This window comes from Mesorhizobium sp. ESP6-5, from assembly GCF_020164695.1.
Lineage (GTDB): Bacteria > Pseudomonadota > Alphaproteobacteria > Rhizobiales > Rhizobiaceae > Mesorhizobium > Mesorhizobium australicum.
Genome location: NZ_JAIUGR010000005.1, coordinates 216,419 through 231,769 on the forward strand (window position 1 = coordinate 216,419; position 15,351 = coordinate 231,769).

Genomic DNA, 15,351 nt, shown 5'->3' on the forward strand with positions numbered 1-15,351 from the left:
GTCAACATCCCTTCAATCAATTTGAACGGCAGATGAACGCCGGCATCAGAGCCGGTTCAGAGGCGTCAGGGCATTCTCATGCGTGTTGAAGGAGACACGGACCCAATGCTTGCTCGCCGCTTCACCATCGTCTGCCTGCTGATGAGCCTGTTTGGAATGTTCTTCGCCATCCTTGTCGCCGAAGCGGGCCGTTCCCCGCGCTCCTGGGACGGCGCCACCAGAATGTGCCATCTCGCCTGCCCGACCGATTTTCGTCACTGAAGCAGAGAACCCGGACCTCGAAAAGAAAAGCCCAGAGATCATGAACCGCATCGCCGCCAACCTCTCCAAGACCCTCCGGCTCCTGCCGCGGGCGGCGCTCATCCTGATGCTGCTGGCCGCTCCGGTCCTGGCGGTGCCGATGATGCGCGCCGATAGCGGCTCGACGATCGAGGCGCCGGCGCTCAGAAAGTCAGGCGTCGGGTTCGTACTACTGGTCAGCCTGCAGCGGGGTTGAAGAAAAAAGGGCCCTTTGAGCGCCTTCGGCGGCGAGCCCCCTCCCAACCGCCCGTCCAAGTCTCTATATTGAGCCATGGAAAAGCGAATCTATCCCCAAGCCATCGAATCTGTCGTCATGCCCGAGCCCTTTGGCCGGCAAAGCTTCGATAACGCCGAAAAGGCCGTTGCCGCGCTGCAGGTGCTCTACGACCGCAATACCAAGTTTCTGCGCGATTCCTTCGCGGCCCTAGCCGCCGGCGGCGACAGCAGCAAGCGCTATCGGGCCTTCTACCCCGAGATCGGCGTCACCACGAGTTCGTTCACCCAGGTCGACTCGCGCCAGGCCTATGGCCACATGCCAACACCAGGGCATTTCGCCACCACGGTTACCCAGCCGGACCTGTTCGAAACCTACCTCATCGAGCAGCTTCGGCTGATCATGCGCAATCACGGCGTGTCGGTAACCGTCTCGGAATCGACCACGCCGATTCCGCTGCATTTCGCTTTTCTGGAAGGCACCTATGTGGACGGCGCCGATGCCGAACGCATCAAGCGGCCGATCCGCGACCTGTTCGACGTGCCGGATCTCGACGGCACCGACGATCAGATCGCCAATGGCACGTTCGAAGTGGCCTTCGGCGAGCCCCGGCCACTAGCGCCGTTCACGGCGCAGCGCATCGATTATTCGCTGCACCGCATGACGCACTACACCGCAACCAGCCCGCAGCATTTCCAGAACTTCGTGCTGTTCACCAACTATCAGTTCTATATCGACGAGTTCGTCGCCCGCGCCCGCGACCTGATGGAAAAGGGCGGTGACGGCTACACGGAATTTGTCGAACCTGGCAACGTTATCACCCGGGCCGGGCAGAGCGCGCCCAGCGAAGGCGTAGCGCCACAGCGCCTGCCGCAGATGCCGGCCTACCATCTGAAGAAGCCGAACCATGGCGGCATCACCATGGTCAATATCGGCGTGGGTCCTTCCAATGCCAAGACCATCACCGACCATGTCGCGGTGCTTCGGCCACATGCCTGGGTGATGCTTGGTCACTGCGCCGGGCTGCGCAACACCCAGGCGCTCGGCGACTATGTGCTCGCGCATGCCTATGTGCGCGAAGACCATGTGCTGGACGACGATCTTCCGGTCTGGGTGCCGATCCCGCCGCTGGCCGAGATCCAGGTCGCGCTGCAGGAAGCCGTCGCCGAGGTCACCGGCCTATCGGGCTATGATTTGAAGCGCATCATGCGCACCGGCACCGTCGCCACCATCGACAACCGCAACTGGGAACTGCGCGACCAGCGCGGACCGGTGCAGCGGCTGTCCCAGTCGCGCGCCATCGCACTCGATATGGAATCGGCGACGATCGCCGCCAACGGCTTCCGCTTCCGCGTCCCTTACGGCACGCTGCTGTGCGTTTCCGACAAGCCGCTGCATGGCGAGTTGAAGTTGCCAGGGATGGCGACCGAATTCTATAAGCGGCAGGTGGCGCAGCACCTGACTATCGGTATCAGGGCGATGGAGAAGCTGGCGGAGATGCCGATGGAGCGGCTGCATTCGCGCAAGCTCCGGAGCTTTTCGGAAACGGCATTCCAGTAGGCGACCGCGAAGCCTCGGCGAGGCAATTCGTCGTCTTGCTCAGGCCGCAATTTGGCCGATAAGCAAATCCAACGGACCGACACGCGGCATTCAGCGGATACAACCTCGCAGACACGACCTCAATGGCAACAGGCGCGCGCTTGAACATGACGGCTGGGCTGGCATTCCTGGCGATGACGGCATTGTCGGCCGCTTTGTTGGCCGGATTTTTCGGCACGCTGCACCCGGCGTTCGATTCCTTCTCGCATTTCCGCATTCATCTCAGCGTGCTGATGGCACTTCTGGCGCTGCCGCTGCTCGCCAGCTCGTTTCGGCTGCAAGCGGCGGGTGGGCTGCTTTTCGCCATTTCCTGCCTGGCCACAACGACGGGTGCGCTGCCCAAATGGTGGCCACAACAGGCGGCCGCCAAGCCGACCGGCCAGATCGTCTACAGCCTGCTGCAGATGAATCTGCGCTTCAACAACCCAACACCTAAGAAAGTGCTCTCACTGATCGGCCGCACCAATCCGGACGTGATCACGCTCGACGAGGTGTCGCAGATGTGGACGACCGAGCTTGGCTACATCGCCAGCGCCTACCCCTACCGAATCCTCTGCCCCTACCCAAACGGCATGTTCGGCGTGGCGCTGCTGTCGCGCCGGCCCTTTGCCGCCGACGCCGCGCCGCGCTGCGAGCCGCGCGGCGCGATGGCTATCGCCACGGTCGACTTCGGCGGCACCGATGTCGATGTCGCCGCGATTCATTTGAGCTGGCCCTGGCCGAAGGAGCAATACTGGCAGATCGGCGAACTGGCGCAGCCACTGGCCGCGCTCGGCGAGACCGCGATCATGGCGGGCGATTGCAACGCCGTGCCGTGGAGTGCCGCAGTGCGGCGGGTCGCGGCTCTCGGCGGGCTGACACTCATGCCTTCCGCCGGCCCGACGTGGATCCACCGGACGCTGCCCGACTTCCTGCGCCGCTATGCAGGCCTGCCGATCGATCAGGTGTTCAGCAAAGGCGGCGTGACGATCCTGTCTTCGAGGCGGCTGGAAGATACCGGCTCCGACCACCTGCCGCTGCTGGTCGAATTCTTGGTCCGGTCCGATGAGAAGCAGCCTGAGGATGGGCACGCCACTGCGCTCGCGGCGCACGATTTGCCTGCTGAGCCGCAGGGCTGACGCATCAACGAATGGAGCACCCGCGCCGCGGCGAAGCGTTTGAGATGGCGAACGGATTGCTCGTTCAAGGTTTCCCGATCAAGGCAGCGATCAGATGTTCGACATGGCCGCCATCGCGATGCTCACGCCGATCGAAGGCGTTTTGCCTCGCCTCATATTCTGCATAAACGGCCTTGATGCGAAGCCGAGCCTCGCGGCGCGCCTTGTCGCATGACGGGTCGTTGGCGACCCGCAGGCCAGTTATCGACCTTTCTGTCACGCGCATCATCTCTCTGGCGATGCGCCCATGTGTTTCCTCATGGGCGCGAACACCGGCGAAAAACCTGTTCCAACGCCTCTTCAACGTCGGCGCCATGGGCGAGCCGACGCGAGGGAAGGTGTAGAACAGATTGAGCGTGCCGTTGACCCGCCGCAGCCGGCAGACGCCGTTGTCCTGGCCTCCGCCGAGATCCCAGTCGACCGTATAGGCGGTTGTGGCTATGGCATGCGTCATGAAGCCGTGCTTGGGCCCCTTGCTGTCCATCGCATCGATGAAGGCCGTACCCGAGTTTCCCGTGATGTCGTAGGTCCGCGTCTGGACGATTGCCCTGGTGCCGGCCAAGGCCTGAGGCGCGCACAGTGTCCCGATGACGGCGAGGCATGTCAGAACTGTCCGGCGCATCGGCCTTCTCCTTGTCCCCGGAGAAGGGAACCATAAGCCGGTGATAGTTTCAACGGTTCTGCTACGCTGCATGCTCTCGCAGCCAGAACTCCGCTGCAATTTTGCTGCCGCGCCCTGGACGGCCCGGCGGCGCAGGGGTCACATGCCCTGGTAGACCGGTCCTTCACCGCCTTGCGGGGGCACCCAGTCGATGTTCTGGTTCGGGTCCTTGATGTCGCAGGTCTTGCAGTGGACGCAGTTCTGCGCGTTGATGACGAAGCGCACATCCTTAGCCTGCGGATCGGCGGCGGCGTTGCCGTCCTTGTCGACCCATTCGTAGACGCCGGCCGGGCAATAGCGTGTGGAAGGTCCGGCAAAGACATCATGTTCCGAGCGTTTCTGCAGGTCCATGTCGCCGACCAGCAGATGGACCGGCTCGTTTTCCTCGTGATTGGTGTTGGACAGGAACACCGAGGACAGACGGTCGAAGGTCAGCACGCCATCCGGCTTCGGATAGACGATCTTCTTGTGCTGGGCGGCAGGCTCGAGCGTGGCATAGTCGGCCTTGCCGTGCTTCAGCGTGCCGAAGGGCGAGACGCCGAACAGCGTGTTCAGCCACATGTCGAGGCCGCCGAGGCTGACGCCCATAATGGTGCCGAAGCGCGACCACAGCGGCTTGACGTTGCGCACCTTCTTCAGGTCCTTGCCGATGTCGGTCGCCCGCCAGGCATCCTCATAGGCGGAAAGCTCGTCGTTGGTACGGCCGGCGCCGATCGCCTCGGCGACATGCTCGGCCGCCAGCATCCCCGACAGCACCGCATTGTGGGAGCCCTTGATGCGCGGCACGTTGACGAAGCCCGCCGCGCACCCCATCAGCGCACCGCCCGGGAACGACAATTTCGGCACCGACTGCCAGCCGCCCTCGGTTATGGCGCGCGCGCCGTAGCCCAGGCGCTTGGCGCCGTCGAACGTGCCCGCGATCGCCGGATGGGTCTTGAAGCGCTGGAATTCCTCGAAAGGCGACAGATAGGGATTCTTGTAATTGAGGTGGAGGACGAAGCCGACCGCCACCTGGTTGTCCTCCAGATGATAGAGGAACGAACCGCCGCCAGTCTTCATGTCCAGCGGCCAGCCGAAGGAATGCTGCACCAGACCCGGCCGATGGTTCTCCGGCTTGACCTGCCAGAGTTCCTTGAGGCCGATGCCGTATTTGCCGGGCTCGCGGCCATCGGAGAGTTTATATCTAGCGATCAACTGCTTGGCCAGCGAACCGCGCGCGCCTTCGCCGATCAGCACATATTTGCCCATCAACGCCATGCCCGGCGCGAAGCCTGGACCATGCGTGCCGTCCTTCTCGACGCCCATGTCTCCGGTGACGACGCCGGTGACGGCACCTTCTTCATTGTAGAGCAGGCCGGCCGCGGCAAAGCCTGGGTAGATCTCGACGCCGAGCGCCTCGGCCTTGCCAGCCAGCCAGCGGCAGACGTTGCCGAGCGAGACGATATAGTTGCCGTGGTTGTTCATCAGCGGCGGCATGAAGATGTTGGGCAGGCGGAACGAACCGGCGGGGCCGAGCACCAGGAAATGGTCCGCAGTGACCGGCGTCTTGAAGGGATGACCATCCTCCTCGCGCCAGCCAGGCAGCAACCGGTCGATGCCGATCGGATCGACGACGGCCCCCGACAGGATGTGGGCGCCGACTTCGCCGCCCTTTTCCAGCACGACGACGGAGAGCTCGGGATTGACCTGCTTGAGGCGGATGGCCGCGGCAAGGCCGGCCGGTCCGGCACCGACGATGACCACGTCGAATTCCATGCTTTCGCGTTCGATATCGCTCATCAACCCCTCCGCACTGGCTTGCCGCCGTTGGCGTATCTTGCTGGCTCCTGCGCTGCATAGCGCATCAATTGGCGACAGGAAACCGGCGCATACGTGACAATGCCGATTTGGCCAAAAAGTCGCGCTTTGCGCGGCAGAGAGGCCATTTCCACGCGGCGCGGCCCGCGAGGCTTGCGTTTTTTATTGTTCGACGGCTTGCTTATCGGCCATACTTCCCGCCATGCGCATTCCCGGGCCAGGCGGCTTCTCTTCGACGCGCTTTCCATCAACGCCCGGCCGGGCCTGCCGGGCGCTTATTTTGGCCCTTCTGGCGTCGAGCCCGGGTCATGCCGTCGCGGATGAAGTGAAGGTCTGGGCGACAGGCGCGTACTCGTTCTCCGACGAGCTTGGCGGTTTCCGCATCACCGGAGCCTCCGGCATCGGAACCAAGGACGATCCGCTGGTCATCACCGAAGAGCTGAATTCTGCGACACCCGTGACGCTGACCATCCGCACCACAAAGCCGATCCAGGCATTCGGCAGAGCAGGCGAGTTCGCCAATGGCATCATGTATATGCGCATCGACGCGCTCAACAACAGCGGCCAGGCTTGGATCGAGTTCCAGTTCGAGCTTCAGGAAATACTGGACCAGCCAAGCGTGTTCGGAGACGGGCTTTCGTTCGACCAGCGCAACAAGACGCCCGACAATATCTGGTCGAGCAATTTCGCCGATTTCGACCGCGATTTCGAGCCCTATGACCGGCTGCTGTTCAAAAACGGCAAGGTGGACCCGCTGAAGACCGCCAGCTTCGAATTCCTGATGACCGACTACACGCCGCGATGGACCTTCTATTTGGTTCAGGATCCACGCATACCCACTGGCTAGACCGCGACCTCGCCTTGGCAAGCGGGATTGGCTGCCGCGACCGACTTCGCCGAGGTTGCAAATTGATCCCGCCCGGACGATGGTGCGGCCATGACTGCCGCCTCTCCCAACAATCCGGTCGATTTGGCCGATCTGCTCGCCTTCTATGCCAGCGCGGGTGTTGACGAGGCGTTGGAGGATGCGCCGGTCAATCGGTTCGCGGAGGCCGTGCCGAAGCCGGCGGAGCGCACGCCGGCGGCGGCGCCACGCGAAAGCAAGGTACCGGAGCCGGCCGCGGGTCCACCGCGCCTCGATGGGCGCTCCGTGCCGGATGCTCCGGCCCCGCGCCCGCCGACGTCGGCCGTGCCCGACGAAGCGCAGGCGGCGCTGGCGCGCCAGCTGGCGACCGCGGCAATGTCGCTGGACGAATTACGCCAGCACATGGCCGCTTTCGAGGGCTGCAATCTCAAGGCCACCGCCAAGAATCTCGTTTTCGCCGACGGCAACCCGCAAGCCGCAGTCATGCTGGTCGGTGAAGCCCCCGGCCGTGACGAGGACATTGAAGGACTGCCCTTCGTCGGCCGCTCGGGCCGCCTGCTCGACCGAATGCTGGCGGCGATCGGCCTCGACCGTAGCTTGGTCTACATCGCCAATGTCATTCCCTGGCGCCCACCCGGCAACCGCACGCCGACGCCTCACGAAACCGAGATCTGCCGGCCGTTCATCGAGCGTCAGATCGAGCTGGTCAATCCCAAGGTGCTGATCAATCTCGGCGGCCCGTCGGCCAAGACCTTGCTCAACACCTCGGAAGGAATCCTGCGGCTGCGCGGCAACTGGCGCGTGCACACAACGGGTTCCGGCATTGCCATTCCGGCCATGCCGACGCTGCACCCGGCCTATCTCTTGCGCACGCCCGCGCACAAGAAGCTCGCATGGCGGGATTTCCTCGAAGTGAAGGCGAAGCTGCGGGAAGTGAGCTAGCGATGACCTTGCAGGTAATTGAAATACATTCAGCGTCAGCCTAGTCGTCCTGCATGACAACGCCCCAAACCTCCGCCGGTAGCCTGATCCGCGAATGGCGCACGCGACGTCGCATGAGCCAGCTCGACCTCGCCATGGAGGCCGAAATCTCGCAACGGCATCTCTCCTTCGTCGAAAGCGGGCGTGCCGCGCCCTCGCGCGACATGGTGCTGCATCTGGCCGAGCAGCTTGCGATCCCGCTGCGGCAGCGCAATCAATTGCTGCTGGCCGCGGGCTTCGCGCCGAGCTTCAGCGAACGGCCGCTCACCGATACGACGCTGGCACCGGCAATGGCGGCGGTCGAGATGGTGCTCAAGGGGCATGAGCCGTTTCCGGCATTGGCGGTGGACCGGCACTGGAACCTGGTTGCGGCGAACACGGCGATCGGGCCATTCCTGGCCGATGTTTCCGAGCCCTCTCTGCTCCAGCCACCCGTCAATGTGCTGCGGCTCAGCCTGCACCCAGGTGGTGTCGCGCCACGGATCGTGAACCTCCAGGAATGGCGCACCCACCTGCTCGAACGGCTGAAACATCAGAACGATGCCGCCGGTGACCCGGTGCTGGTGGCATTGGAGCAAGAGCTTCGCGGCTACCCCTCTGGCCTGCAGAGCAGCCGGCCGGCGCCAGTCGAGCCGAATGCGATCGTGCATCCGCTGCGGCTTGCCCATGGCGACACGGTGCTTTCCTTCATCAGCACCATCACCGTGTTTGGCACGCCACTGGATGTCACCCTTTCGGAACTGGCGATCGAATCCTTTTTCCCGGCCGATGAGCAGACACGGGCGATGCTGGTACGCTTGGCGAAGGAACGGTCCTGATCACCCTTGCGGCAGCGCAGCTTTGCGGGTGCGCGTCCGCTCCAGACCCAGCTGCCGTTCGCGCCAGATGATGAAGATGCCGGCGGCGACCACGATCACGCCACCGACCAGCGTGCCGGGCGAGGTCACGTCGCCGAAAACGAAGTAGCCGACGACGACGCCCAGGATCATCGAGGTGTATTCGAAAGGCGCCACGACCGAGGCTTCGGCATGACGGTAGGCCGCGGTCATCAAAATCTGGCCGAGCCCGCCACAAAAGCCGGCGAGGATGAGCAACGTGGCTTGTATTGGCGTCAGCGACTGCCAGCCGAAGGGCAGCGTCAACAGCGAGAGCACGCTCGCCGTCGACGAGAACCATAGCACGATGGTCGCCGTCTTCTCCGTCTGCACGAGATTGCGCACCAACAGCATGGCGACAGCGGAGATTGCCGCGGCCGCCAGCGCGGCCATGACGCCCAGGACCTCCTGGTCGTCGAGACCTTCATCCGAATTGAGCAGCGTCAGTTCCGGCCAGGAAATGACGAGCACGCCAATGAGGCCGATCGCGACAGCGCTCCAGCGATAGACGCGGATCGTCTCGCCAAGGAAGACCGAGGAGAACACCACGACCAGCAGCGGCTGTGCATAGTTCAGGGTGATCGCCTCGGGAAGAGGCAGCCTGGTGAGCGCGAAAAAGCCGAGCCCCATGGCACCGACGCCGACGACGCCACGCGCGACGTGGTTGAAGGGACGTTTCGTGACGAATGCCGTGGCCAGATGTCCCTTCAACGTCAGGAAGACAATGATCGGGAAGATGGCGAAGAAGGAACGGAAGAAGACGATCTGCCCGGCAGGCACATCGCCCGCCGCCTTGATACAGGTTTGCATGCCGACAAATACCGCCACGGAGACGATCTTCAGCACGATGCCTCTCAGGGTGCCGTGGCCGCCCGTCGTCTCTGGTTGCGCCCCCGCTCCTGATGTCACTTTGGCAATGCGTCTCTGCCCGCGGTCGAGGGCACGCTACGGTTCTCGAAATGGCAGAACGGGAAATTGTCGGCGCGCCGAACGAAAGCGCCCATCCCGAATTTCGGTGTGACGGCCGTCATGACTGCCTCGCGACAAGGAAAGGATGACCTGAATTAGGCCCTGCCGCAGTTTTGTCGAGGGAGTGTTTCGTGTAAAGAGCGCGGACTTCGAATTTTTGGACCGGTCAGATCATGTCCGGTCCCCGGAAAAGACAGGAAAAGCCAGGGAATGCGCACCGATACAGGCCAGGTCTTCAAACTCGAGGACTATCGCCCCAGCGACTACCTCATTCCGGAAACCAGCCTTGAATTCCGTCTTTCGCCGCAGGCAACGGTCGTCACCGCGATACTGACCGTCGAACGCCGCGAGGACATATCCACGTCGGCTCCGCTGGTGCTCGACGGCGATGGGTTGACGCTCAAACGCGTCGAGGTCGACGGCAAGCTGGTGAGACCGGCGGATCTGCTGACGAGCCCCGACCAACTGACCCTGCTCAAACCGCCGGCGGCTCCTCGTTTCCAACTGCTGATCGAAACCGAACTGGCCCCAGCCGGCAACGAGGCCTTGATGGGCCTTTACCGCTCGAACAACGTGTACTGCACGCAATGCGAGGCGGAGGGTTTTCGCCGCATCACCTATTTCCTCGACCGCCCCGATATCCTGTCGGTCTACACGGTGCGCATCGATGCGCGACGCGACGAAGCGCCGCTGCTCCTGTCGAACGGCAATCCGGTCGAGAGCGGCGATCTCGCCGAAGGCTGGCACTACGCCACATGGCACGACCCCTTCCCCAAACCATCCTATTTGTTCGCGCTGGTGGCCGGCAATCTCGGCCAGGTCGCCGACAATTTCGTCACCATGTCCGGCCGCAAGGTCGAGCTCGGCATCTATGTCGAGCCCGGCAAGGAGGCGCTCGCCGGCTACGCCATGGACGCGCTGAAGCGGTCGATGCAATGGGACGAGGAGGCGTTTGGCCGCGAGTACGACCTCGACGTCTTCAACATCGTCGCCGTGTCGGACTTCAACATGGGCGCGATGGAGAACAAGGGTCTCAACATCTTCAACGACAAATACGTGCTGGCCGACCAGGAGACGGCGACGGACGCCGATTTCGCCAATATCGAGGCGATCATCGCGCATGAATATTTCCACAATTGGACAGGCAACAGAATCACTTGCCGCGACTGGTTCCAGCTTTGCCTGAAGGAAGGGCTGACGGTCTTCCGCGATCATGAATTCTCCGCCGACCAGCGCTCGCGCGCGGTCAAGCGCATAGCAGAGGTGCGCACGCTGCGGGCCCACCAGTTTCCCGAGGACCAGGGCCCGCTGGCGCATCCCGTGCGGCCGCGCCGCTACCGCGAGATCAACAATTTCTATACGGCGACGGTCTACGAGAAAGGCTCCGAAGTGGTGCGCATGATCCGCACCATTCTCGGGGCCGAGGTCTTTCGCGCCGGCATGGACCTTTATTTCGAACGCCACGACGGCGAGGCCGCGACCATCGAGGATTTCATAAAGGTGTTCGAGGACGCGTCCGGTCGCGACCTGTCGCAATTCGCGCTATGGTATCATCAGGCGGGCACACCCAACCTGACGGTAAGTTCGACGCACAATCCGGCCGCACAGGAATTCACGCTTGAGATCGAGCAGTCGGTGCCGCCGACCCCCTCCGAAAGCCGCAAGCGGCTGATGCATATCCCGCTCGCCTTCGGCCTGATCGGCGCCGGCGGCAAACCTGTCGCGTATAGCGGCGTCGAGGGCGCGAGCGTCGAGGACGGCGTCATCCATGTCCGCAAGCGTCGCCATGTGGTGCGTTTCTCGGGCGTGGCCGAGCGCCCGGCGGTGTCGCTCAACCGTGACTTTTCGGCGCCGGTGACGCTGTCGGCCGAGCAGAAGGCGGCCGACCAGTACTTCCTCGCCCGCCATGACAGCGACGCCTTCTCGCGCTGGCAGGCCTTCAACACGCTGTTGACCGATGCTCTGATCGCTGCCTTCCGCCAGATCCTTGGCGGCAAACAGCCGGACTTCGCCCCACGGCTGACCGAGCTTGCCGGCAGCATCGCCAGCGACGAGACGCTGGAGCCAGCCTATCGGGCCCTGGCCCTGGCGCTGCCTGGAGACGCCGACATCGCCCGCGACATCGGCAAGAACATCGATCCCGACGCCATCCATGCGGCCCGACAGGCGCTTGCGCTGGCGATCGGCATGGCCAATGGCGAGGCATTTTCCGGCCTCTACGACAGCCTTGCCGACAAGAGCGCTTTCAGCCCCGACGCGGCGAGTGCCGGACGGCGCGCCTTGCGCAACATTCTGCTGGATTATCTCTCGCTGCTGCCAGGTGGAGCGGCGTTGGCGGCCGGGCATTTCCAGTCCGCGAGCAACATGACCGACCGGGCGGCCGCATTGGCCGTGCTTGCGCATCGCCACCACGGATCGCCGGAGGCAAGCAAGGCGCTGGCGGCTTTCGAACAGACATATGCGTCGGACCCGCTGGTGATGGACAAATGGTTCCAGATCCAGGCCAGCGTGCCTGGGCCGCAGGCGGTGGAGACGGTTCGCGCCCTGACCGCTCATGCCGGCTTCTCGATGGGCAATCCGAACCGGGTGCGCTCGTTGATCGGCACATTCTCCAGCGCCAACCAGACCGGCTTTCACCGCGCCGACGGCGAAGGATACCGCTTCTTTGCCCAGACGGTGCTCGAGGTTGAAAAGCGCAATCCGCAAGTGGCGGCAAGACTGGCGACGGCGCTCAGGTCATGGCGCTCGCTCGAACCGGGCAGGCAAGCCCAGGCCCGGGAAGTGCTGGTTTCGATCGCCAATGCCGAAAACCTGTCGGCGGATCTGCGCGACATCGTCGAGCGCACGTTGGCTTAGGCGCTCCCGCCTTCTTCCCTGCGGGAGAAGGCAGGGTTCTAAAAGCCCATTATTTTAGTCGATTTTTAATCTTTTTTCGCCCGACCACTGGACAAGGCGAATCACCTTTGATTCTTTAATGGCGATTCGGAAGTGCGGTGTTGCCGGATCACCAGCACATAGAAATGCGGCATACTGAAATCGGGGAGTGCCATTTATGGCAAAGGCGGACGCGTGGGGCGCGCCCGGTGGGATGGTTTTTGCGCGTCGCGAGACGCGCGGCGACGGCCTTGCCGGGAATACGCGGCTCATTGCCGAACCGGCCTACAAGCGGCTTCTGGCGGCCGAACCGCTGCTGCGCCGGTCGATACCGGCCCTCATCGTCATCTTCCTGCTCGTCATCGCGGCACTGCGTGTAATCTCGCTGATGAACGAGCGCGACGACGTGGAGCGCGATGCCAAGGCTATCCTGACGCTGGCCGCCGCGCAGCTCGCCAGTTCGCTCGCCACCACATCGGACACGCTGCCGGGCGCCACCCAGGACCTGCTGGAGACCACCAGCCGCCAGGGCGCCATGGGCCGCAGCCATGTGCTGGTCATCACCGACAGCGCCTTCAGGATCACCGCGGTGACGCCGCGTTCGGTGCCCTGGCAAGGCCATTCGCTCGACGGCCTCGTCCAGGGCGGCCAACCTCTGTTCATGTTCGGCGACCGGGCCGGCGTCATGGAGGTCAACATCGGCGGGCAGGACTGGTACGCGGCGGTCAGCCTGAGCAAGGACAGGAAGGGAGCCGCGGCGGCGCTCGTCCCCCAAGAGGCGGTCTTCGACACGTGGCGCAAGACCGTCTCGCTCAACGTCACCCTGTTTGTGCTGACGGCCGGCGTGCTGATCATCATCCTCTATGCCTATTTCGGACAGGCGGCGCGCGCGCAGGCAGCCGACCGCATCTATGTCGAAGCGCATCAGCGTATCGACATGGCGCTGGTCCGCGGCCGCTGCGGCCTGTGGGACTGGGACATGGTGCGCGGCAAGATGTACTGGTCACGCTCGATGTACGACATGCTCGGCTATGAGCCCTGCGAGACGATGCTGTCCTTCGGCGAGGTCGACGAGATCATCCATCCCGAGGATGGCGACCTGTTCGAACTCGCCAACAGGATCGTCGCGCGCGAGATCGACCACATCGACCAGGTGTTCCGGATGCGGCATGCCGATGGCCAGTGGGTGTGGATGCGCGCCCGCGCCCAGGTCATGGACCCGGAAGCGCCGGAGATCCAGCTCATCGGCATCGCCGTCGACGTCACCGAGCAGCGCCATCTGGCGCTGCGCTCCGAAGCGGCCGATCTTCGCCTCAGGACCGCGATCGAGAACATCAATGAATCCTTTGTGCTGTGGGATTCGGCTCAGAACTTGATCATGTGCAATTCCAAATATCAGCAGGACAACGGGCTCTCGGACCGCGACGTGATGCCGGGTGTGACGCGCGCTTCCCTGGAAGAACGTATGCTGGCCTTTGCTTCGGAGCGCCGGCTCGCCAACACCAACGGTCCGCAGGGCGGCGCCACGTTCGAGCGGCAGCTGTCCGACGGCCGCTGGCTGCAGGTCAACGAGCTCAGGACCAGGGACGGTGGCATCGTCTCGGTCGGGTCCGATATCACCCAGATCAAGCTGCACCAGGAGAAACTCGTCGACAGCGAACGCCGGCTGATGGCGACGATCCATGATCTCAGCCTCGCCCGCCGTGCCGAAGAGGAACGGGCGCGCGAACTGGTCGACCTCAACCGCAAATACATGAAGGAAACCGAGCGCGCCGAAGCGGCGAACCGGGCCAAATCCGAATTCCTGGCCAACATGTCGCATGAACTGCGCACACCGCTCAACGCCATCATCGGCTTCTCCGAACTGATGGAACAGAGGCTGTTCGGTCCGTTGGGCTCGGAGCGCTACGAGGAGTACGCCACCGACATCAACAGCAGCGGCAAATACCTGCTCGGCGTCATCAACGACATTCTCGACATGTCCAAGATCGAAGCCGGCCAGTTCTCGTTGGACCAGGAACAGATCGACCTCGGTCCGCTGATCAGCGAGACGGTGCGTGTCGTCTCTCTGCAGGCGGCGCAGAAGGCGATCACCGTGGAAACGCGCATTGCCGACGCCTTGACTTTGTTTGCCGATCGCCGGGCGATCAAGCAGATCGTCATCAATCTTCTGTCCAACGCGGTGAAATTCACCGGCCAGGGCGGCCACATATCGGTCAGGGCCCGCAACACGTCAGGCGCGCTGGTGCTGACGATCGAGGACAATGGCTGCGGTATCCCGAAGGAAGCCCTCGGCAAGCTGGGGCGCCCCTTCGAGCAGGTGCAGAACCAGTTTTCCAAGAACCATGCCGGCTCCGGCCTTGGCCTTGCCATTTCGCGCTCGCTTGCCGAGTTGCAAGGCGGTGCACTGAAGATCCGCTCGACCGAAAGTGTCGGCACGATCGTATCGGTGCGCATTCCCGTGAAGAAGGCGCCAACAGCGGTCAAGGCCGCGGCCTGAGCGGCAGGCTCCGGTTGGCGATGTCGGAGCCCGCATCAACCAATCTTACTGCACGCCGCCTTCGTTGCCTTCGCCATCCCATTGACGGTCATCGCGCCCGTCCTTCGGCAGTTCGCCCTTCTCGATCTTGCCGTCATTGTTCTTGTCGAGCATCGCAAAAAGCTTCTTTTCGCGGCCGATGATGTCATCCGATGTCAGCGTGCCGTCGCCCTTGCTGTCGTAACGGGCGATGATGCGCCTGGCCATGCGTTCGAAGCGCGCCTTCTCCAGCGCGTCGGCGAGTTGAGCGACAGTCAGCTTGCCGCCATTGTCAGCGACAAGCTTCTTGAGCCGCGCGTCCATGACATCGGAGAACTGGTCGAAGGTGATTTTGCCGTCATTGTCCTTCATCGCCTTGTCGAGCCGCATCATGGTGCGCTCACGCACGTTGGCGCTGTCGAGGTTCTCGGCATAGGCCGCGCCGCCGACGGCTCCGGCCAGGGCGATGTATGCAAGTGCGAGCTTGGTTGTCTTTCTCATGGTTTTCTCCTGTTGCATCCTCACCCCGATGCGGCCGAAC

The 15,351-nt window shown here is 63.3% G+C and carries 13 protein-coding genes; 9 read left to right on the forward strand and 4 right to left on the reverse strand.

Going from position 1 to position 15,351, the window contains the following annotated elements; genetic code table 11:
• Positions 1-105 precede the first annotated feature (105 nt).
• From LB524_RS10325 to LB524_RS10340, 4 genes are all read left to right on the forward strand, one after another.
• Positions 106-261 (forward strand): hypothetical protein, encoded by a 156-nt coding sequence (locus tag LB524_RS10325; protein WP_181166393.1) that lies wholly within the window; start codon positions 106-108, stop codon positions 259-261.
• Between the two features lie 40 nt (positions 262-301).
• Positions 302-496 (forward strand): hypothetical protein, encoded by a 195-nt coding sequence (locus LB524_RS10330; protein WP_140788148.1) that lies wholly within the window; start codon positions 302-304, stop codon positions 494-496.
• A gap of 117 nt (positions 497-613) precedes the next feature.
• Entirely contained in the window at positions 614-2,074 is a 1,461-nt protein-coding gene (locus LB524_RS10335) for an AMP nucleosidase (RefSeq protein ID WP_224525807.1), read from the forward strand.
• A gap of 146 nt (positions 2,075-2,220) precedes the next feature.
• The gene (locus LB524_RS10340; protein ID WP_224526105.1) at positions 2,221-3,231 is read left to right on the forward strand and encodes an endonuclease/exonuclease/phosphatase family protein; all 1,011 of its coding nucleotides are present in this window, start codon (positions 2,221-2,223) and stop codon (positions 3,229-3,231) included.
• 64 nt (positions 3,232-3,295) lie between these two features.
• On the opposite strand, the gene LB524_RS10345 is transcribed toward LB524_RS10340, so the two are convergent.
• Complete coding sequence (locus LB524_RS10345; RefSeq protein ID WP_140663123.1) at positions 3,296-3,892, reverse strand: DUF922 domain-containing Zn-dependent protease; 597 nt, start codon at positions 3,890-3,892, stop codon at positions 3,296-3,298.
• A gap of 138 nt (positions 3,893-4,030) precedes the next feature.
• A complete protein-coding gene (locus LB524_RS10350; protein WP_224525809.1) occupies positions 4,031-5,710 on the reverse strand; it encodes an electron transfer flavoprotein-ubiquinone oxidoreductase in 1,680 nt (559 codons plus the stop codon).
• A 220-nt stretch (positions 5,711-5,930) separates the two neighbouring features.
• On the opposite strand from LB524_RS10350, the gene LB524_RS10355 reads away from it, so the two are divergent.
• From LB524_RS10355 to LB524_RS10365, 3 genes are all read left to right on the forward strand, one after another.
• The gene (locus LB524_RS10355) at positions 5,931-6,575 is read left to right on the forward strand and encodes a hypothetical protein (protein ID WP_224525811.1); all 645 of its coding nucleotides are present in this window, start codon (positions 5,931-5,933) and stop codon (positions 6,573-6,575) included.
• 90 nt (positions 6,576-6,665) lie between these two features.
• On the forward strand, positions 6,666-7,535 hold the full coding sequence (locus LB524_RS10360) for a uracil-DNA glycosylase family protein (protein WP_224525812.1): 870 nt from the start codon (positions 6,666-6,668) through the stop codon (positions 7,533-7,535).
• 53 nt (positions 7,536-7,588) lie between these two features.
• Positions 7,589-8,392 (forward strand): helix-turn-helix domain-containing protein, encoded by an 804-nt coding sequence (locus LB524_RS10365; protein ID WP_015318612.1) that lies wholly within the window; start codon positions 7,589-7,591, stop codon positions 8,390-8,392.
• Here the strand turns inward: LB524_RS10365 and LB524_RS10370 are convergent, their stop codons facing one another.
• Positions 8,393-9,358 carry a DMT family transporter gene (locus LB524_RS10370; RefSeq protein WP_140618532.1) on the reverse strand — a complete coding sequence of 322 codons (966 nt, stop codon included), beginning with the start codon at positions 9,356-9,358 and terminating at the stop codon, positions 8,393-8,395. It abuts the gene before it with no gap.
• Between the two features lie 270 nt (positions 9,359-9,628).
• Between LB524_RS10370 and pepN the strand changes: the two genes are divergently transcribed.
• Together pepN and LB524_RS10380 are read left to right on the forward strand one after the other, a co-directional pair.
• Positions 9,629-12,274 carry an aminopeptidase N gene (gene pepN, locus LB524_RS10375; RefSeq protein ID WP_224525816.1) on the forward strand — a complete coding sequence of 882 codons (2,646 nt, stop codon included), beginning with the start codon at positions 9,629-9,631 and terminating at the stop codon, positions 12,272-12,274.
• Between the two features lie 196 nt (positions 12,275-12,470).
• Positions 12,471-14,792, forward strand: coding sequence for a PAS domain-containing sensor histidine kinase (locus LB524_RS10380; RefSeq protein WP_224525819.1), 2,322 nt, complete (start codon positions 12,471-12,473; stop codon positions 14,790-14,792).
• A 45-nt stretch (positions 14,793-14,837) separates the two neighbouring features.
• Here the strand turns inward: LB524_RS10380 and LB524_RS10385 are convergent, their stop codons facing one another.
• The gene (locus LB524_RS10385; protein ID WP_140726696.1) at positions 14,838-15,311 is read right to left on the reverse strand and encodes a hypothetical protein; all 474 of its coding nucleotides are present in this window, start codon (positions 15,309-15,311) and stop codon (positions 14,838-14,840) included.
• Between the last annotated feature and the right edge of the window lie 40 nt (positions 15,312-15,351).